Source organism: Nitrosomonas sp. Nm34 (assembly GCF_900113925.1).
Lineage (GTDB): Bacteria > Pseudomonadota > Gammaproteobacteria > Burkholderiales > Nitrosomonadaceae > Nitrosomonas.
The window spans coordinates 1-19,567 of the sequence record NZ_FORD01000047.1 but is presented as its reverse complement, the minus strand read 5'-3'; the positions used below and the strand labels follow the sequence as shown (position 1 = coordinate 19,567).

Annotated in this window: 17 protein-coding genes; 7 read left to right on the top strand and 10 right to left on the bottom strand. The window is 48.2% G+C overall.

The features are described from left to right. Positions 1-322 precede the first annotated feature (322 nt). The 5 genes from ubiD to BM283_RS13850 form a co-directional block, all read right to left on the bottom strand. Complete coding sequence (ubiD, locus tag BM283_RS13870; protein WP_090694126.1) at positions 323-1,786, bottom strand: 4-hydroxy-3-polyprenylbenzoate decarboxylase; 1,464 nt, start codon at positions 1,784-1,786, stop codon at positions 323-325. A 13-nt stretch (positions 1,787-1,799) separates the two neighbouring features. Then, positions 1,800-2,672, bottom strand: coding sequence for a 4-hydroxybenzoate octaprenyltransferase (gene ubiA, locus BM283_RS13865; RefSeq protein WP_090694124.1), 873 nt, complete (start codon positions 2,670-2,672; stop codon positions 1,800-1,802). Continuing rightward, positions 2,669-3,211: a chorismate--pyruvate lyase family protein gene (locus BM283_RS13860; RefSeq protein ID WP_090694121.1), complete on the bottom strand. Its 543-nt coding sequence runs from the start codon at positions 3,209-3,211 to the stop codon at positions 2,669-2,671. Before BM283_RS13860 ends, ubiA begins: the two co-directional genes overlap by 4 nt. A gap of 247 nt (positions 3,212-3,458) precedes the next feature. Further along, positions 3,459-4,196, bottom strand: a complete 738-nt coding sequence (locus BM283_RS13855; protein ID WP_090694119.1) for a metallophosphoesterase family protein — start codon at positions 4,194-4,196, stop codon at positions 3,459-3,461. 172 nt (positions 4,197-4,368) lie between these two features. Then, a complete protein-coding gene (locus BM283_RS13850) occupies positions 4,369-5,259 on the bottom strand; it encodes a Tim44 domain-containing protein (RefSeq protein WP_090694117.1) in 891 nt (296 codons plus the stop codon). A 205-nt stretch (positions 5,260-5,464) separates the two neighbouring features. Between BM283_RS13850 and BM283_RS13845 the strand changes: the two genes are divergently transcribed. Beyond that, the gene (locus tag BM283_RS13845; RefSeq protein WP_090694115.1) at positions 5,465-6,163 is read left to right on the top strand and encodes an SDR family oxidoreductase; all 699 of its coding nucleotides are present in this window, start codon (positions 5,465-5,467) and stop codon (positions 6,161-6,163) included. A 240-nt stretch (positions 6,164-6,403) separates the two neighbouring features. On the opposite strand, the gene gatB is transcribed toward BM283_RS13845, so the two are convergent. The 3 genes from gatB to gatC form a co-directional block, all read right to left on the bottom strand. Further along, on the bottom strand, positions 6,404-7,843 hold the full coding sequence (gene gatB, locus BM283_RS13840; RefSeq protein ID WP_090694114.1) for an Asp-tRNA(Asn)/Glu-tRNA(Gln) amidotransferase subunit GatB: 1,440 nt from the start codon (positions 7,841-7,843) through the stop codon (positions 6,404-6,406). 63 nt (positions 7,844-7,906) lie between these two features. Next, positions 7,907-9,370 carry an Asp-tRNA(Asn)/Glu-tRNA(Gln) amidotransferase subunit GatA gene (gatA, locus tag BM283_RS13835; protein WP_090694111.1) on the bottom strand — a complete coding sequence of 488 codons (1,464 nt, stop codon included), beginning with the start codon at positions 9,368-9,370 and terminating at the stop codon, positions 7,907-7,909. A gap of 59 nt (positions 9,371-9,429) precedes the next feature. Further along, positions 9,430-9,717 carry an Asp-tRNA(Asn)/Glu-tRNA(Gln) amidotransferase subunit GatC gene (gene gatC / locus BM283_RS13830; RefSeq protein ID WP_090694109.1) on the bottom strand — a complete coding sequence of 96 codons (288 nt, stop codon included), beginning with the start codon at positions 9,715-9,717 and terminating at the stop codon, positions 9,430-9,432. Positions 9,718-9,854: 137 nt separating this feature from the next. Here gatC and BM283_RS13825 point away from each other — a divergent pair, with 137 nt between their 5' ends. The 6 genes from BM283_RS13825 to BM283_RS13800 all read left to right on the top strand — a co-directional run bounded on the left by BM283_RS13825 (position 9,855) and on the right by BM283_RS13800 (position 16,690). Then, complete coding sequence (locus BM283_RS13825) at positions 9,855-10,913, top strand: rod shape-determining protein (protein ID WP_090694107.1); 1,059 nt, start codon at positions 9,855-9,857, stop codon at positions 10,911-10,913. Positions 10,914-10,959: 46 nt separating this feature from the next. After that, on the top strand, positions 10,960-11,871 hold the full coding sequence (gene mreC, locus BM283_RS13820; RefSeq protein WP_090694105.1) for a rod shape-determining protein MreC: 912 nt from the start codon (positions 10,960-10,962) through the stop codon (positions 11,869-11,871). Beyond that, on the top strand, positions 11,861-12,379 hold the full coding sequence (mreD, locus tag BM283_RS13815) for a rod shape-determining protein MreD (protein ID WP_090694102.1): 519 nt from the start codon (positions 11,861-11,863) through the stop codon (positions 12,377-12,379). The genes mreC and mreD overlap by 11 nt, the downstream gene beginning before the upstream one ends. Then, the gene (gene mrdA, locus BM283_RS13810) at positions 12,376-14,271 is read left to right on the top strand and encodes a penicillin-binding protein 2 (protein WP_090694101.1); all 1,896 of its coding nucleotides are present in this window, start codon (positions 12,376-12,378) and stop codon (positions 14,269-14,271) included. The genes mreD and mrdA overlap by 4 nt, the downstream gene beginning before the upstream one ends. Positions 14,272-14,649: 378 nt before the next feature. After that, positions 14,650-15,753, top strand: a complete 1,104-nt coding sequence (gene rodA, locus BM283_RS13805) for a rod shape-determining protein RodA (RefSeq protein ID WP_090694130.1) — start codon at positions 14,650-14,652, stop codon at positions 15,751-15,753. Between the two features lie 13 nt (positions 15,754-15,766). Continuing rightward, positions 15,767-16,690, top strand: a complete 924-nt coding sequence (locus BM283_RS13800) for a septal ring lytic transglycosylase RlpA family protein (protein ID WP_090694098.1) — start codon at positions 15,767-15,769, stop codon at positions 16,688-16,690. A gap of 155 nt (positions 16,691-16,845) precedes the next feature. Here BM283_RS13800 and BM283_RS13795 read toward each other — a convergent pair whose 3' ends face one another. Then, positions 16,846-19,242: a DNA internalization-related competence protein ComEC/Rec2 gene (locus tag BM283_RS13795; protein ID WP_254776376.1), complete on the bottom strand. Its 2,397-nt coding sequence runs from the start codon at positions 19,240-19,242 to the stop codon at positions 16,846-16,848. Positions 19,243-19,408: 166 nt separating this feature from the next. After that, entirely contained in the window at positions 19,409-19,537 is a 129-nt protein-coding gene (locus BM283_RS20345; RefSeq protein ID WP_302848299.1) for a hypothetical protein, read from the bottom strand. Between the last annotated feature and the right edge of the window lie 30 nt (positions 19,538-19,567).

The window sequence follows — 19,567 nt, the reverse complement described above, 5'->3', positions numbered from 1 at the left end:
TCGCGGTTTCCCCCTTGCGTTTCACTACGGTTGTCGTTACTAACTCCGGTTATCTCCTCTCAGATAACAAGTTTTAACCCATGCCGGGCACACTAAGGCGCAATAACCATCGGGCATTGCGCCGTATGTGCTACCTTACCATCTGGTGCAATGCGTTGCACTTATTGCACCCTACCAGCTAAATCAAACATGACTTTGTCGGTTCTTCTTGCCGTATTAGTGATATTGTCTACAACTTGCCTTCACGTCATATTTGGTTTAGATGAGAATTCTTTTTTAATCATTCTTAACTGGTTAGGCTATAGAATAAGCTAGCGTTATTTCAAAAAGGCAACTTACTCCAGAGCTGATCAATACGTATTTTGACCGCAGCCTCCATTTCGATCGGTCTGCCCCATTCGCGTGCCGTCTCTCCCGCCCATTTGTTGGTTGCATCCAATCCCATCTTACCACCCAGGCCAGAGACGGGGCTCGCAAAATCCAGATAATCGATCGGAGTATTTTCCACGATCAAGGTATCCCGCGCGGGATCCACGCGTGTCGTAATTGCCCAGATGACTTCTTTCCAGTCGCGGATATCGATATCGTCATCTGTCACAATGATGAACTTGGTATACATGAACTGACGCAAGAAGCTCCATACCCCGAACATCACCCGTTTGGCGTGCCCGGGGTATTGTTTTTTCATGCTGACTACCGCCATGCGATAGGAACACCCCTCCGGTGGCAAATAAAAATCGACAATTTCAGTAAATTGTTTCTGCAGCAAAGGTACAAATACCTCGTTTAGCGCGACCCCCAGAATAGCCGGCTCATCAGGCGGTTTGCCGGTATAGGTGGAATGATAAATCGGATTGCGCCGCATGGTAATGCGTTCGATGGTGAAAACCGGAAAAGTCTCCTGCTCATTATAATAACCGGTGTGATCACCATAGGGTCCTTCAATCGCGGTCTCATCAGGATAAATAAACCCTTCCAGCACCATTTCTGCGCTGGCGGGCACTTGCAAGTCATGGCTGATGCATTTGACGACTTCGGTCTTGGCACCACGCAATAATCCAGCAAACTGATATTCACTGAGACTATCAGGCACGGGCGTAACGGCGCCCAGAATGGTGGCCGGATCCGCCCCCAAGGCGACGGCCACAGGATAAGGCTGGCCTGGATTGACCATGCAGAAATCACGATAATCCAGCGCGCCCCCTCGGTGAGCAAGCCAGCGCATGATGACTTTATTCGGCGCAATGACTTGTTGCCGGTAAATACCTAGATTTTGCCGCGCTTTATGCGGGCCGCGCGTCACGGTAAGTCCCCAGGTAATCAGTGGAGCGATATCGCCTGGCCAGCAGGTCTGGATGGGCAACCTGGCTAAATCGATTGCCTGCCCTTCCCAGATAACCTCCTGGCATGCGGCACTGGAAACCACCTTGGGTGTCATGTTGAGCACCTGCTTCAGCACGGGCAGCTTTTCCCACGCATCCCTCAGACCCTTGGGGGGATCAGGCTCTTTAAGATAAGCCAACAATTTACCCACTTCGCGCAACGCCGTAACCGATTCCTGCCCCATTCCCAACGCGACACGCTCAGGTGTGCCAAACAGGTTGGCCAATACCGGCATACTATGCCCTTTCGGTTGCTCGAACAGCACAGCAGGGCCCGCTTTTTTGAGTAACCGGTCACAAATCTCGGTCATTTCCAGAAAAGGATCCACCTCGATCCTTACTCGTTTCAGTTCCCCTCGGATTTCCAATTGTGCGATAAAATCACGCAGATCTTTGTATTTCATTGATATTAAAAACCTAGAAGCTGCCTGTTAGCAAGAAATCCAGTGCAATCCCGGCAAATATCGTTGCACCCACCCAGTTATTATGCAGAAAAGCCTTGAAGCAATTAGCAGGGTTGCGCTCACGAATCAGAGCATACTGATACCCCACCAGGCCCAAGACTGCCGCCAATGAGAGATAATAAGGAATACCTCGCTGCAACAGCCAACCCACATAAACCATGATGCCCAGAAAAATAATATGACACAGCATGATACCCGTTATATCAAAGCGCCCGAGCGTAATAGCAGATGTTTTGATGGCAATTTTGAGATCATCCATTTTGTCAACCATGGCATATTCGGTATCATAGGCGATGACCCAGCATAAGTTGGCCAGTAATAATAGCCAGATGATAGCAGGCAGCTCACCCGTTTGCGCAGCAAATGCCATGGGTATGCCAAAACTGAAGGCAATCCCAAGATACGCTTGCGGCATGGCAAAGAAACGTTTGGTAAAAGGATAAGTTCCAGCCAGAAACAATGCCCCTACCGAAAGCAGCCATGTCAATTGATTCAGTGGCAACACCAGTAAAAATGCGCAAACACTCAATCCGGCAGCCAGCAACACGGCCTCTTTAGGGGTCACTATGCCGGCCGCCAAAGGACGGTTTTTAGTACGCTCAACATGAGGATCAATACGACGATCAGCAAAGTCATTGATGGCACAACCGGCTGAGCGCATCAAAATGGTGCCCATAACGAAAATAAGCAGAATCATCAGATCAGGCAGGCCTTCTGCCGCCAGCCATAACCCCCACAAGGTAGGCCATAATAACAACAAGATGCCGATCGGCTTATCCAATCTTATCAGTTTGGCATAAGCAGTCAGCCGTTCTTTATTCATCATATTTTTAATCTCAGAATAGCTGGCAAAAAGACTTCAGTGACTAGTATGGGTTGCCCCTGTAACATAAATAGAGAACGTCGCGCCCATAAACTAAGCGGTGGAGCCTGCAAGCGCTGGCAGGCTCGCTTAAAAAGGGGATGATGGATATTCATCCGTTTATAACCAAATTCAGCACGTTTGATCAGCGGATTGGTAAATAACAGGGTGCCTAAAGATCGGTTGCCCAAGCGACTCAATCCACGCCATGCACCCTGCAGATGTTTTCTCGCTATCACTGAATGGGCAAACACGACAGGGGTATCGTTACAGTAAAGATACACTTCACGCACCAAAGCCAATTCACTGTCACGCAAATTCATGATGACCAATTCATCGGCGCAAGCAGGTGCAAGCGATTGAAAGACCGGATCAACCCAAAACTTGCTACAACGTTGCTGTATCAACTGTGTCAGTGAATCTCGATGCAGTAACCACCAACGAATGTTAACTGCCGCATTGACAGGAACAGGATGCCACGTCAGTGGCTGGTGAGCACTCATGAAGCAAAAGGACAAAAGCTGAGATTATAAAGCAGACATAGAGGAATGAGGTTAACTTTATTTAAACAGCAATCTCAATCTATTTGCGATCAGGATTCTCAGGCCAATGTATCAGTCCACAGACTCATATCACGGACTTGCTTATGTATTCCATTTCCCCCTCAAACATGGCACGAAGGTGAGCCGTAGTCGGTATCAATCATAAGACCGCCAGGTAAAGCCGATAAAGTTTGATTTAGAAATAGAATCAGGACATATAACCGGTTGCAAGCGCCTGTGCCCAGTCATCATAGCGGCGTGAATGTGCCAGTTTGACCATAGCGTCATAATCATAAGGCACTGTGATAAGGGACGCTACCCAGCGGCCTTTAATGCGCTCCAGAATGGCGTAATGCGCATCGGGTGAGCCCGTTTGAACCACATGAAAATAAGGTGTGGCATCATCAAAAGCTGGCAAACCAACACTACCCGGATTAACAACGAGAGAGCCCGAGGAAGCTCGCATCGCGCGTGGCTTATGAGTATGTCCGCATAAAACCAGCTTTGCTCGCGTTGCTCCCAGGCGCTCGTCTACTTCTTGACGCGTTGCCATACGTGCGCCATAGGCCTCAACAGTTTCCAGAAAATAGGTCAAGTCACTAGCGGGTGTGCCGTGACAAAGCAACACATCCGTGTCGAAATCTGCTTTAGGCGGAAGTGATTTGAGCCAGGCAAGTTCTTTCGTTGTTAACTGGGAATAGGCCAATTCATCTACATCGGTGCATTGCTCAGTTCCATATGCGAGAAGTTGGCGATCATGGTTACCGGAGATATGGATCCAATCCTGCGCCATTAAATATTGTGCGGTTTCCAATGGTAGCAGCGGGCCTGACAAATTATCACCGAGATTGATGACAGCATCGACTCCGCTCTGTTTGAAATGTGCCACCACTGCTTCCAATGCGGGTAAATTACCATGAATATCTGACACAACAGCGATTCTCATAGCAAGCCTCCCCGCTCAAAGAAGATAGCTAACGTCAATCTTAGTATTGACGTTAGCTAGAATGAATCACCTCGCCTACCCTAAAATGAAATAGGCGAGGTATGAACGAACTGTCCAGGCCCCGTCCAGTGCACAGCTACGGGACATGGGCAGTTAATTTATTTGCGACCTGTTACGAAGGTTGTTGAATGCCCGTCAATAACCAGGCTGAATGTTGGCCCTTGAGATCTTTCTGCACATGCCAAATTTCATCAAATGCTTCGGGTAGTGCATCGGGTGCTTCACGCAACTGTCCATTAAAGCGCACGCTGGCAATGGCCATATCATTGGTCACTGTGACATCCAGCAAGTTGGCATTAACGAACAGCACTTCTGTTTTGTTAGGCTTGTCACCACTCTCTTTAATTTGCGCTTCAAGCTCAGCAAACATTTCGGGCGTAGTGTATTCACGAATTTCATTCAGATTATGTGCCCCATAGGCTTCCTGCATATGAATAAACGAAAGTTTCGCATTACGCAAAAACGGCTCTACTTCGAAATCTGCAGGAATGCTATTGGTCACACCAGAGTCACTGGTCGTAGCTGCACCCGCTTGTCCCATAGCTGGAGGTGGCGCCGAAGTTGAGGGGGTGGGCGTGAACATACCGCCAGCGCGATCTGCTCCGGCCCCTGAAAACTGCATTGGACGAGACGCCTGATTTGCTTTAGATTTACGCACCATACGGATAATAAAGAATATCACCGCAGCCAGTACCAGCAGCACCAGGATATCCGCCATATTGATATTCTCAAAAGCTCCTCCCATGAACAGAGCGGCTAATAAACCACCCGCAGCTAGCCCGGCTAATGCTCCGCCCCATTTGCTGGCGCCGCCTGCTGCCGCAGCCGATGCCGGTGCTGCTGATTGAGATTGTGCTGGTTTTGGAGTAGCCTGTTGATTGATGGAATCGCGTTGTTTCCCGATACTTTTACCACCACCCACCCGCTTTGCTTCAGCGTCGTCAAACGGGAGCAAGGTAAAAGTAAACATGGCTAAAGTGAGAAGTGTCAGTATTTTCTTCATAATTATCCCCAAAAGGACTGTAAAAAAACAAGTATAACATCATCGTTTGATTGTAGTGACTACTTGAAATTCACTCTAAACAATTTATTTTGTACTGCTTAATTTTGTAAAATGATTCCATATCCCGCTGCTATCGCGTCATTCTGCATCAAGCAGACTATTTATTTATAAGATGAAAGCATAATCACAAAGGAGTAATAAGAATATGGCTACTACCCTGATTACCGGTACCAATCGCGGAATTGGATTAGAGTATGCCCGTCAATATGCACAGGATGGCTGGCAGGTAATCGCCTGTTGCCGCCAACCGGCAACAGCAGAAAATCTTAATCGACTCGCCAGCCAATACCCGGATCACATCAGAATTTATGCCCTTGATGTGGCAGATCATCAGCAAATTGATCAACTATCTACCACATTGGCTAACAAGACCATTGATTTACTGATCAATAATGCCGGAGTTTATCCACCTTCTGATGATGGCGGATTTGGCAGCATCGACTACACTGCATGGCATAAAACCTTCCAGATCAATACCATGGCGCCCCTCAAAATGGCAGAAGCTTTTATCAATCAGATCAGCAACAGTAAGCTAAAAACCATGGCTACCATTACCAGTAAAATGGGAAGCATTGCTGATAATCAACGTGGCGGGAGTTATATCTATCGCTCGAGCAAAGCAGCCATCAATATGGTTGCCAAGAGTCTTGCCATTGATTTAAAAGCTCGTGGCATCACTTCAGTATTATTACACCCAGGGTGGGTAAAAACTGATATGGGCGGAGCCGGTGCACTCATTTCAACGGAACAAAGCGTTACCGGCATGCGCCGGATACTGAAGGAAATTACCCTGACAGATTCAGGAAAATTCTTTGCTTATGATGGGCAACTGATCCCATGGTAGTCTCGCCCCTTAATGCGATAAGGATCACATCAAGGAAGTGTAATTGGCCGCATTGTCCTCTTTCATCTTTCAACCTCATCTCTCAACCGATGGGGCGAGTAGACAAATTAATGATGAAAAAACTCCCAACATGACGCGAAGGTGAATTGCCGACAGTAAACAATAATCCGGCCAGGAAAAGCCAGCAAAGCCAACATTGATGAGAAATGGAAGAGAAATGGAATGACATCATCGTGAAATTTATTTCAGCAACTTTTGCTTGAGTATCGTATTAACCTGAGCAGGATTCGCTTTCCCTTTGGTGGCTTTCATGACTTGCCCCACAAGCGAGTTAAAAGCCTTTTCTTTACCGCTACGATAATCCGCCACTTGTTGTGGATGAGCCGCCAGCACCTCATCGATCAGCTTTTCGATTTCATTATCATCGGAAATCTGCTTAAGTCCTTTGGCAGTAATGATGGCATCAGCGTCTCCCCCCTGCTCGCCCTGCCACATACTATCGAACACATCCTTGGCGCTCTTGCCCGAGATGGTACCATCACTGATGCGCGCAAGTAATGCTGCCAGCTGCGCTGGGCTAACCGGACAGTGCGTTATTTCGATATTCTCTTTATTGAGCCTGCCGCTGACTTCACCCATGATCCAGTTGGCACAAAGTTTAGCCTGGGCGGACAGTTGCTTGACTGTATTTTCAAAATAATCAGCTATTTCTCTGGTTGCCGTCAGCACGCTTGCATCATAGCTGGAAAGCCCGAAATCCTCGATATAACGATTACGCCTTGCTTCCGGCAACTCCGGTAACATGGCCTTGACCTGCTCAATCCATTCTTTGGAAATACTCAACGGCAGTAAGTCAGGATCAGGGAAATAACGATAGTCATGCGCTTCTTCCTTGCTGCGCATGGTTCGGGTCTCATCGCGATTCGCATCATACAGCCGCGTTTCCTGTCTGATGCTGCCGCCGTCCTCGAGGATTTCAATCTGTCGCCTGGCTTCAAAATCAATGGCTTTTTCGAGGAAACGGAACGAATTGAGATTCTTAATCTCACAGCGGGTACCGAGCTTTTCTGTACCACGTGGCCGGACAGAAACGTTAGCATCACAGCGGAATGATCCTTCCTGCATATTGCCATCACAAATCCCGATCCAGCGCACCAGCGTATGCAGCGCTTTCGCGTACGCAGCGGCTTCTGCACTGCTACGCATATCCGGTTCAGAAACAATTTCCAACAAGGGCGTACCGGCACGATTCAGATCAATCCCACTCATGCCATGAAAATCTTCATGCAAGGATTTTCCAGCATCTTCTTCCAAGTGTGCACGAGTCAACCGTATTGTTTTTTCAGCATTCTCCACCTGGATCCGGATGCTGCCACCCTGTACGACAGGCAGCTCAAATTGACTGATTTGATAGCCTTTGGGTAAATCCGGATAAAAATAGTTTTTACGTGCAAAGACAGAAGGTGAATTAATCGTTGCCCCAACCGCCAGGCCGAATTTAATCGCGCGCTCGACTGCACTATAATTCAATACGGGTAAGACACCTGGCAAGGCGATATCGATGCCACATGCCTGGGTATTAGGTTGTGCTCCATAGGCGGTGGAAGCGCCTGAGAATATTTTCGATCGTGTCGAAAGTTGAGCGTGTACCTCAAGGCCGATAACAATTTCCCATTGCATGTTCTAAAAACCTTTCTTCTCGGTTACTTTTGCAAAAGCCGCTAAATCATGAATAATGATTAATTATGCTTCAGGCAGGCGGGCAGGTGCGCGCGCATGCCAGTCTGTCACTTGTTGATATTGGTGCGCAATATTTAGCATCTGAGCTTCTCTGAAATAATTACCTACCATATGGAGTCCCACCGGCCGGTTCTTATCTCCAAACCCGGCAGGGATCGACATAGCGGGTAAGCCGGCCAGATTTGCGGCACTGGTGTAAATATCCGATAAATACATTTGCAGGGGATCGCCGCTTTTTTCTCCTAGATTGAATGCCACCGCTGGCGAAGTCGGCCCCATAATGACATCACATTGCTTAAACGCTTCAGTAAAATCACTTGCAATCAAACGGCGCAGTTTCTGCGCCTGTAGATAATAGGCATCGTAATAGCCATGGGAAAGCACGTAAGTACCAATCAGAATACGGCGTTTGACTTCTGCGCCAAAACCCTGGGCCCGAGTTTTTTTATACATATCCTCGAGATCAGCATAGTCGGAAGCCCGATAGCCATAACGCACCCCATCAAAGCGGGAAAGATTACTCGATGCCTCGGCCGGTGCCAAAACATAATAAACTGGAATAGAAAGCCGGGTATTAGGCAAAGAAATTTCCACTGTCGTCGCACCTAATTTACGAAACTCCGCAATAGCCGCTTCTACCGCACTGGCCACATCAGGACTCACTCCTTGAGCAAAGTACTCCTTGGGTAGTCCGATCCGTAGCTGCCCAACCGGTTTGTCCAGATCGCGCGCATAATCTTCAGGTTCACGCTGCAGACTGGTCGAATCACGCGCATCGAACCCTGTCATGACATTCAACAATAGCGCCAGATCTTCAGCCGATTTAGCCATCGGACCACCCTGATCCAGACTGGAAGCAAAGGCAATCATGCCATAGCGGGAAACTAATCCATAGGTGGGTTTGATACCCGAGATACCGCATAATGCGGCGGGTTGGCGTATGGAGCCACCTGTATCCGTCGCTGTTGCGGCAGGTGCCATACGCGCAGCTACGGCGCATGCCGATCCGCCAGAGCTACCGCCAGGTACAGCCAGGGGATCCCATGGATTTTTGACCGGTCCATAATAGGAGGTTTCATTACTGGACCCCATTGCGAATTCATCCATATTGGTCTTGCCGATATTAACTGCCCCCACTTGATTGAAGCGCTCGATGATCGTCGCATCATAAGGAGAGATAAAATTGGAGAGCATTTTCGAGCCACAAGTCGTCAGCCACCCTTTGGCACAGAAAATATCTTTTTGTGCGACAGGAATGCCTGTGAGAGGATGCATCTGACCTGATGCAATCATTTTGTCAGCAACTTGCGCTTGCGCAAGACTCATCTCTTCATTGATGGTAATAAAAGCATTTAATTCGGGATTAAGTGACCTGATGTGTTTCAGAAACACTTCAGTCAGCTCGACGCTAGAAATTTTTTTTTCCAGAAGCTGTGCGGCGAGCTGCTTGAGACTAGCATTCAACATGAGAATTCAGGAAGGAGAATAACAAAAATGAATTGAAGAGAAATAACCTGCTTAAATGTTTACTCGATCACTTTAGGAACCAGATAAAGACCGGCTTCTACCTGTGGTGCAATCGATTGAAATAGAACGTGTTGATCAGATTCTATCACGACATCTTCACGCAACCGTTGTATCATATCCTGCGCATGACTCATTGGTTCAATATGAGATGTATCGACAGCCTGCATCTGTTCGATCAAGCTAAAAATACCCGATAATTGTATAAGCATTTGTTTTGATTCTTCTTCACTAATTTCAATACGAGCAAGATTGGCTACACGTTTTACATCATCTACGGATAAGGTCATTTGCTGTCATAAGCTTTATATTCAAACGGGTAATAGAGTATCATGACATGCCTGATGAGCACATACTTTTTGTACATCCACATTGCTTAAATCACTTCTTTTTCTGAATCTGTCATCACTAATGGAATTTCGCCATCATGTTTAACCTCCTGAACAATAACTTTCTTGGAAACTATTTCTCTACGGATATGGCAGTGGATCTAGGCACAGCCAATACACTGATCCATGTTCGCGGTCATGGTATCGTATTGAATGAACCCTCCGTTGTGGCAATCAGGCAAGAAGGCTCCGGCGGCAAGAAAGTGATCCAGCAAGTGGGACTTGCCGCCAAGCAGATGCTTGGGCGCACACCCGGCAACATTACGGCCATTCGTCCGATGAAGGACGGGGTCATTGCTGATTTCACCGTCACGGAACAGATGCTGAAACAGTTCATCAGAAAGGTAAACCCTCCTCGCCTGTTTTCTGCTAATCCACGTATTGTGATTTCTGTTCCCAGCGGCTCAACTCAAGTAGAGCGGCGCGCCATTCGTGAGGCTGCTTTTGGCGCAGGCGCACGTAAAGTCGAGCTCATAGAAGAACCGATGGCTGCGGCAATTGGAGCCGATCTGCCTGTTGAAACACCCACCGGCTCCATGGTGGTTGACATAGGGGGTGGCACCACTGAGGTGGCAGTGATTTCTCTGGGAGGAGTGGTTTATTCAAACTCAGCCCGTGTCGGAGGCGATAAATTTGATGAAGCCATCATCAATTATATTCGCCGTAATTACGGCATGATGATCGGTGAAGCGACTGCCGAGATCATCAAGACACAAATTGGCTCAGCTTACCCGGGATCAGAAGTTCGCGAAATCGAAGTCAAAGGGCGTAATCTGGCAGAAGGTATTCCACGCAGCTTCACGATTTCCAGTAATGAGGTTCTGGAAGCATTGGCTGAACCATTGAATAATATCGTCAGTGGAGTTAAAACGGCTCTGGAACATACGCCACCGGAATTAGGCGCTGACATTGCTGAAATGGGGATGGTGATGACTGGAGGCGGGGCATTACTGCGTGATATTGATCGTCTATTGATGGAAGAAACGGGTTTATCCGTCATTATTGCAGATGATCCGCTCACCTGTGTCGTACGGGGTGCCGGCATTGCACTTGAAAATATTGATCGATCCATTGGAATTTTTTCGCGCGAAATTTAATCTTGTTTCAATTTCTTATCATGGGTGATTGAAATAAATAAATGTGATGGAGACGGTTCCTCAATTTTTCAGGGCTGGCCCGAGTCCGCAAGTACGCTTATTTTTTTTTGCATTGTTATCCATTCTCCTGATGGTAATGGATGCTCGTTTTAGTTCTTTTTCCGGCATGCGCCAGACTGTGGGTATGATCCTCTATCCTCTGCAACGACTTGCCTATATTCCCGCGACTTTATTTGACCAGGCAGAAGAGCTAATCAATGATTTTCACCTCACGAAAGAAATTGCCAATCTCAGACAGCAATATTTCTTAAATCAACAAAAACTGTTCCGCTTACAGATACTGGAAGAAGAAAACGCCCAATTGCGGAAATTGCTGGGCGCAGCCCAGCAAGCAGAAATCAAAGCGATTATGGCGGAAATTCTGTATGTCCCACGCGATCCCTTTAATCGTAAAGTCACCCTTAACAAGGGAAGCTCGAGTGAAATTAAAGCCGGTCAAGTCGTGGTCGATGATCAGGGAGTCATCGGACAAATCACGCAGGTTCACCCTTTTTTATCCGAAGTCACGCTGATCACGGATAAAGGTCATTCTGTTCCGGTACAAGTGGCCCGTAACGGCTTGCGCTCGATCATTTCAGGCGCCGGCAAAAATAATGAGTTAGAGCTACGCTATTTATCGGTCAACGCAGATATCGAAAAAGACGACCTGCTGGTCACCTCTGGCATCGGAGGCCTCTATCCCCCCGGCTTGCCAGTAGCACGCGTAGAAAATATTGAGCATGATCCTTCACGAGATTTTGCAGTCATTATATGCACACCTATCGCAGGCGTGAATAGAAACAGACAAGTATTGATTCTTTCCTTGTCAACGCCCATACCCGAGCATCCCGAAGAAGCACCTCCCGAAGAAGGACCCAAGCATACCACTCAGCAAGGAAGGAGAAACCGTGCCCCATGATTATTTTAATCAGGAGCTTCCCCTGGAGGCAAAGCGCAGCTTTATTTTTCTCAGCCTGTTGCTGGCACTCTTGTTCAATCTGTTACCGCTACAAGGAATTATGCTGCTGCTTCGCCCCGATTTTGTTGCGATTACGTTACTCTATTGGAGCATTCATTACCCGCAGCGCATCGGAATGAGCCTTGCTTTTATAGCGGGTTTAGCAATGGATGTCAGCAATAGCAGCATGCTAGGCCAGCATGCCCTGGCTTATTGCGTGATCACATTCTTTGGCATGATATTGCATCGGCGTCTGCGATTATTCAATAGCTTTCAACAAGCCCCGCAAATTTTCTGGATATTGCTCATCACTCAATTTGCCATCTTTCTGACGGGCTTGCTGGGGGGAAGTTATTTCCCGACCTGGTATTACTTTTTTCCCAGCGTTACCGGTGCATTATTGTGGCCTGTCATTTCATTCCTGCTGGGCATTCCTCAAAAACCGAAGAGCGATCCTAACGAACTATGAATTATGTTGTTGAGCTTCGTAATCACTTGCGTGAATTACGGGATTTCCATATCAGGCTTGCGATCGCTGCGGGTTTTGTCGTACTGTTATTTTGCCTGCTGCTTGCTCGTTTCTTCTATCTGCAGGTACTCCGAAGCGAGCATTACACTACCCTGGCAGAAGCTAATCGCATAGCCATCATGCCGATTGTTCCCAACCGGGGCCTTATTTTTGATCGTAACGGAGAAATCCTCGCACAGAATCATACGACCTATGCGCTGGAAATTGTGCCCAATCAGGTGCCCAATCTGGAAGCGACCATAGATGAATTGGCAACAGTCATTGAAATCTCACCGGAAGACCGCCGGCGATTTAACAAACTAAGGGGCGAAAGCACGCGCTTTAGCAGTTTACCCATTCGACTGCGTTTATCCGATATTGAAGTGGCGAGCTTTGCCGCCAATCGTTACCGGTTTCCTGGAATGGAAATCAAAGCACGACTACTGCGTCATTATCCTCACGCTGAACTGTTATCCCATGTGATAGGCTACATTGGCCGTATCAGTGATAAAGATCTGGAGCAGCTCGAAAACAATAATGCGCTTGAAAATTATCGCGGCTCCCTGCATATTGGCAGAATCGGCCTTGAGCAAAGTTATGAGAAAGAATTACACGGCATAACCGGATTTGAGCAGGTCGAAACCGATGCAGCGGGTCGACACGTACGCACCTTATCGCGCACGCCTCCCGTGGCCGGGAATGATTTAATCCTTTCCCTTGATCTTAAATTACAGCAAGCAGCAGAAAGCGCGTTTGGCGATTATCGGGGGGCTTTGGTAGCGATGGATCCGAAGACGGGTGAAATTCTCGCCTTTGTCAGTAAACCAGGCTTTGACCCCAATCTGTTCATTGATGGGATTGATCATGTGAACTGGCGCTTACTCAATGAATCCATAGACAAACCACTCAATAACCGTGCACTCAGAGGCGTTTACCCCCCCGGCTCCACCTTTAAGCCTTTCATGGCTCTTGCTGGCTTAGAATTAGGCAAGCGTACCGCCGATTATGCGATTAATGATCCAGGTTATTTCAGCCTGCCCGGCAGTTCACACCGGTTCAGGGATTGGAGGCCGAGCGGGCATGGCAGAGTTAATCTACACAAATCGCTTGTGATTTCCTGCGATACCTACTACTACACCCTCGCAAACGATCTGGGAATAAATAATATTTTCAATTTTATCGGTCAATTTGGGTTTGGCAAGAAAACCGAAATCGATATTCCAGGGGAAGTCACCGGGTTACTCCCTTCTTCCGACTGGAAAAAGAAACGGTTTAACCAGAACTGGTTTCCTGGGGATACGATTTCCGTTGGAATCGGCCAAGGCTATAATTTAGCCACCCCGGTGCAACTGACTTTCGCTACCATGCTTCTTGCCAACAATGGCATAGCCTATCGTCCCCATTTTGTGAAACAGGTGCAAGATAATAAGCTGGGCCATTTGTATGAGAATAAGCCCAGTCAGATGTATACGCTTAATTTAAAAAAAGAGAATGTCGCGCGCGTCAGAAACGCGCTGGTCGATGTCACTCGCCCGGGTGGCACCGCAGCAAAAGCAGGCGCGAATGCAGCTTATACCTTTGCCGGCAAAACAGGCACTTCACAAGTGATCAATATTAAGCAAGGCGAACGTTACGTTGCCAGCAAGATACAGGAGCGTCATCGTGATCATGCCCTCTTTATCGCTTACGCGCCAGCAGAAGATCCCCAGATTGCGCTGACGGTATTGGTGGAAAATGGTGGCTCGGGTGGTTCCACTGCTGCTCCTATCGCACGACAGGTGTTGGATTATTTCCTTCTCGGGAAAACACCTGAGCCGATGCCTGCTGAGAAAGCAAATACTCCATCGCACTGACAAAGTAACAAACGATCCCGTCCATGCCCCAATCAAACCTGACGCGAAGGCGAGTGATCAACCATAACCACTGCTTGTTCAGCATCATCACGCTTGATCATTATCGTATTAATGATTAAGTTATTACCCTGAAAACCATAGTGAGTCGTCAGTTGACTGGTAAACTAAATTCATGACATACAGAACCATTCTCAAACTTTTGTTATACGCCAGAATAATTAGCTCGCTAAAAGAGGTATCGTATGGCGCTTGGGGCGTGAATACAACGTTGCTCTCCGTGACAGGAACCCACCCTGCCCCTTGTCGTGCCTCGTTGTGCCTTACCTCGCATTGGGATCACCCCACACTCCACCCCGTCCCATTACGGCTGTTAGCATCATGATTGAATTCAGGCGTTTATGGCATTATTGCACACGCTACATCGATAATTTTCTGCTAGCTGGCCTCTTTCTATTGATGCTGGTGGGATTGGTCGTGCTCTATAGCGCGAGTGGGGGGAATTTAGGCCGGGTAATCGGCCAGATATTAAATATGGTCGTGGCGCTGGCAATTATGTGGTTAGTAGCCAATATTCCACTTCAGCAGATTATGCGCCTTGCCTTACCATTGTATATACTAGGGATCGTTCTTTTGCTTGGGGTAACATTATTTGGTGAGATCCAAAATGGAGCACGACGCTGGCTAAACCTGGGAATCACTCGGATACAGCCTTCCGAGATGTTAAAGATTGCGGTCCCTCTCATGATGGCCTGGTATTTTGATAAAACGGAAATCACGCTACGCTTGCGTGATTATGCGGGAGCTGCGTTAATTTTATTATTACCCGTGCTTCTGATTGCACGCCAACCTGATTTGGGAACAGCCTTACTGATTACAGCAAGCGGCTTTTATGTGCTCTATTTTGCCGGCTTATCCTGGCGGGTCATGGTGGGTTTGCTTGTTACCGCTGGCGGCATCCTACCGCTCTTCTGGACATTTGCCATGCATGACTATCAGCGTAGGCGCGTATTAACCATGCTCGATCCCTCTCAGGATCCGTTGGGGGCGGGCTACCATATTATTCAGTCCAGCATTGCCATTGGCTCCGGCGGGGTGGCTGGCAAGGGGTGGCAAAACGGGACACAATCCCAGCTGGATTTTTTACCTGAGCAAAGTACCGATTTTATTTTCGCAGTGTTCTCAGAGGAATTTGGTTTAATCGGGAATGGTTTGTTATTATTGTTATACTTGGTAATCATCGGGCGTTGTTTGATCATCACCGCCAATGCACCGACACAGTTTACCCGCCTGGTGGCTGGTTCGATCACATTGACTTTTTTTACCTACGTATTCGTCAATATGGGAATGGTCAGTGGCATCCTGCCGGTGGTAGGAATCCCCCTTCCCTTGATCAGCTACGGAGGCACCTCGCTCGTCACAATGTTACTGGGTTTTGGTATTTTGATGAGTATACAAACCCACCCTAAACTGGTAAAAACATAAAGAGGGTAACCCCATGCTGACAAATACACTGCATTCTTTCGCTCATCGCTGGATAGCCTGTTCGACTCCATTCATAGTTATCCTTGCCCTGATTATCCTGGCTGGTTGTAGCAACGTCTCGCAACATGCCGGGGTGCGAGATAAGAGCTCCGCCACTTCATCCACTTTCTTTGCCAGGATTAAGGGAGGAGGTTATTATCTGGATGACGGTCCGCCTGACAATGCACCCGCCAACCTGGAGTCCATTCCAGATGCGATCCCCCGCCTCGAGCCCCTGAGGTCGGCCAACATGCGTCCTTATGATGCCTTGGGGCAGACATTTACCCCCATGACCTCTCTCACTCCTTATACCAGGCAAGGGGTTGCTTCGTGGTATGGCCGTCGCTACCATGGCAAACAGACGGCTTCCGGAGAAGTGTACGACATGTTTGCCATGACAGCCGCTCATCCGACTTTACCCATTCCCAGCTATGCGCGTGTGACCAACCTCAAAAATGGCAAGTCAGTCGTGGTACGTATTAATGATCGCGGGCCTTTTCTTGCTAATCGAGTGATTGATCTTTCCTATACTGCGGCGTATAAACTGGATGTACTCGCCAAAGGAAGTGCTCAAGTTAAAGTTGAAACGATCATTCCAGGCGTGGTCTCCCCTTCTCAGAGCGAGAAAGTCGCGTCTACCCAACCGCCTCATCCCCAGAACAGTAAAATCTATTTACAGCTGGGTGCATTTGGTTCTGCCAGCAATGCGCATAATTTTCTTTCACAGATACGGTCGGAGTTACCCTCAACCCCTCATCAAACTGATATTACCAATGAAGATGGGTTATACAAGATCCGTATAGGTCCTTACTCCAATGAGCTCTCCGCTAAAAAAAGTGCGGATGAAATCGCACAACGTATCGCTGTCAAACCGATATTGACGGTCGCTAAGCGATAATGCTATCAGTCGCCAAGCATACGGTATCGATATATCATTCCATCTCCAAATCAAAAATGACGCGAAGGCGAGCCGCAGACAGTATTAATAATACGGCAAGGCAACAAGCAAAATTTGGCCGACAAAGTCAGTTTTGATTTAGAAATGGAACAACCTCAGTGATCGTGCCAGTAGCGCTCATTCATTTCCCGCCAACTGGCTACGGTGATGCCGTTATCTTTAAACTGTAGCAAAACTGCGCCATCGCGATCACTGCGCATCATCTGGCTGCCCAGATTACGGTAGCGTTCAACGACTTGCTCATTTGGGTGGCCGAAGTGATTACGATAACCCACACTGAATAATGTAAGCCATGGATTGACCTGGCGTATAAACGCTTCTGTCGAAGAAGTCTTGCTGCCATGATGGGGCGCAATCAAAACCGTTGCGGAAAGTTGCCGACTCGCGCGCGCAAGCAAGCTCTGCTCGGTATCTTTTTCGATATCGGCTGGTAATAACACGCTGCCATGGCGGGTGGTAATTTTCAATACACAACTCGTTTCGTTGGTTTTTCGCTTCGCCAGATGATCGCTTTGCGCTAAAGAATGCGGATGCAGCACCTCAAAGTGAACATCATCCCATTGCCAGGAGTCACCCGCATGGCAAGGTTGACTATTGCGAGCGGCCTGCTGAATGGGGTGATCACTATTGAGCGAAGATAACAATGATGTCACGGGGATGGCTGCGAGCACAGACAAGGCACCGCCACTGTGATCCGAGTCAGCATGGGATACCAGCATGAGATCCAGCTGCCTGATTCCTTCCCCCCGTAAAAAAGGCACAATAATGCGCGCACCACTATCGGTTTCTCCATAGTTGGGCCCTGTATCGTATAACAGCGTATGATGTTCGGTACGCGCCACCACTGCGAGCCCCTGCCCGACATCCAGCATAGTCAACCATAATTCCCCCGTTGCTGGCTTGGGAGGAGTAACCATAAACAGGGGCAGCAATGCCACCATCCCAAGCCACCTGGCAGGAAAACCGGAAAAAATCCCTATACCGGAGCCGCCAGGCAAAAACAACCAGAGGATCCCTGCCATACCCGTCACTAATGCCCATAAGGAAGGAGCAGGTTGCTGCCAGACAGCTTGAGGCGATTCACTCAGCCATTTCAGCAGTTGCATGCCCGCACTTAATATCTCATGGGCAGGCAAGAGTAGAAAATCAAAGAACGGCACCACAGCCAGTAACGTCAGTGGGACGATCACCAGACTCACTAGCGGGATCGCGATAGCATTCGCTATCGGTGCAATCAGTGACACTTGCTGGAACAAGACTAGCAATAAAGGGCTCAAGCCCAGTGTAATCACCCATTGCACACGGGCCCAACTGATGATCGCACCCGCCTTGCCGATTCGGCCAAATGTCACCAGCGTGATCAGCGCAATCGCACCAAACGATAGCCAGAAACCAGGTGAGATCACGGCCCATGGATCGAATACCACCACGATCCATAACGCTCCTACCAGTACAGCGGGCATGGATACCCTTCGATCACTCCAGAGTGCCATGGCGATAATGGCCAGCATCACGAAAGTACGCCTGGTCGGCACTGAAAAACCAGCCAATAGCGCATAACATAATGCTGCCAGGACGCCTGCGGCCACAGCCATTTTACGTGCCGGCAGCCAATAAGATAAACGTAAACTTCGCCGCCACAGCCAATAAATCACCCCAAAAACCATCCCGGACACCATCGTGACATGGAGTCCTGAGATAGACATGAGATGATTCGTGCCCGTACGCGTGAAAATTTGCCACTGTTCCTGCGGAATCGCCTGCTGATCCCCTATAGCCAGCGCAATTTGAATACCCGCATAAGCATGGTCTGTCAAATTTTGACTAAAGCGTGTGCGAATCTGCTGACGAACCTGTTCAATCAGGTATTGGGGATGATTAACCCATGCATCCAGATGTACATTGTCTGCTGATTTACGGATATAACCTATCGCACGGATATTGCGCTCGATGGCTTTGGCTTCAAAATCAGAACCATGCGGATTGGCATGGCCATGCGGGCGTTTTAGCCGTACGGTTAGTTGCCAGCGCTCACCAGCATGGATTTCAGGAAGCGTAGCAGATTGGATTGCGTCATATTTCCCATCCATTTTGTACCAAGTCAGCAAAATATGAGCTGGGACGGTTGCTTCTGCTGTCAATACCCGCTCGACATCAAAGCGGAAACGCACACTGCGATCCATTATTTGCGGTAATTCCGCGATAACGCCTATGAGTTCGATGTCACGGCCTTCCCATTCATGGGGTAAGGCATCCGCCACACGCCAGTGGGCAAACATAGCCGCCCAGAAAAAGCCCAACCCGAAAAATAAACTCACTGACGAAATTTTTCGGAATGCAGGGAATGTATTGGGGTAACAATAAGCATAAAAAAATAACCCTGCTGCAGCAGGAAATAAACCCACCCCCCATCGCATTGCAGGCAATTCAGCCTGTAACTGTAATAAGCACACCCCGAATACCCAGGCAAGGCAATAGATTTGTCTCAGCAATTTTTTGATTCCATAATAAAAGGTATGCGATGGGTTTCTGTCATCCTCGTAAAAGTCGTCTTTAGAAGCATGGCAAAGATAAGAAGAATCGTTTTTATATACGGCGGGAAATTTCAGAGACTGAGGAAATCCACAGCCGTGTAGGGTGAAGAAAACTAGAAATAGGTCAACCCGTGATCGGGTCGGGGTAACGGATTGTATCCGTTACCTCTCCCACACCACCGGACGTGCGGTTTTCCGCATCCGGCGGTTGAACCCAGTAACTTAAGCTGTCACAAAATCTGATGGAACCCATAATCCCCATCGTTTCAGCCTTGCCTTATTG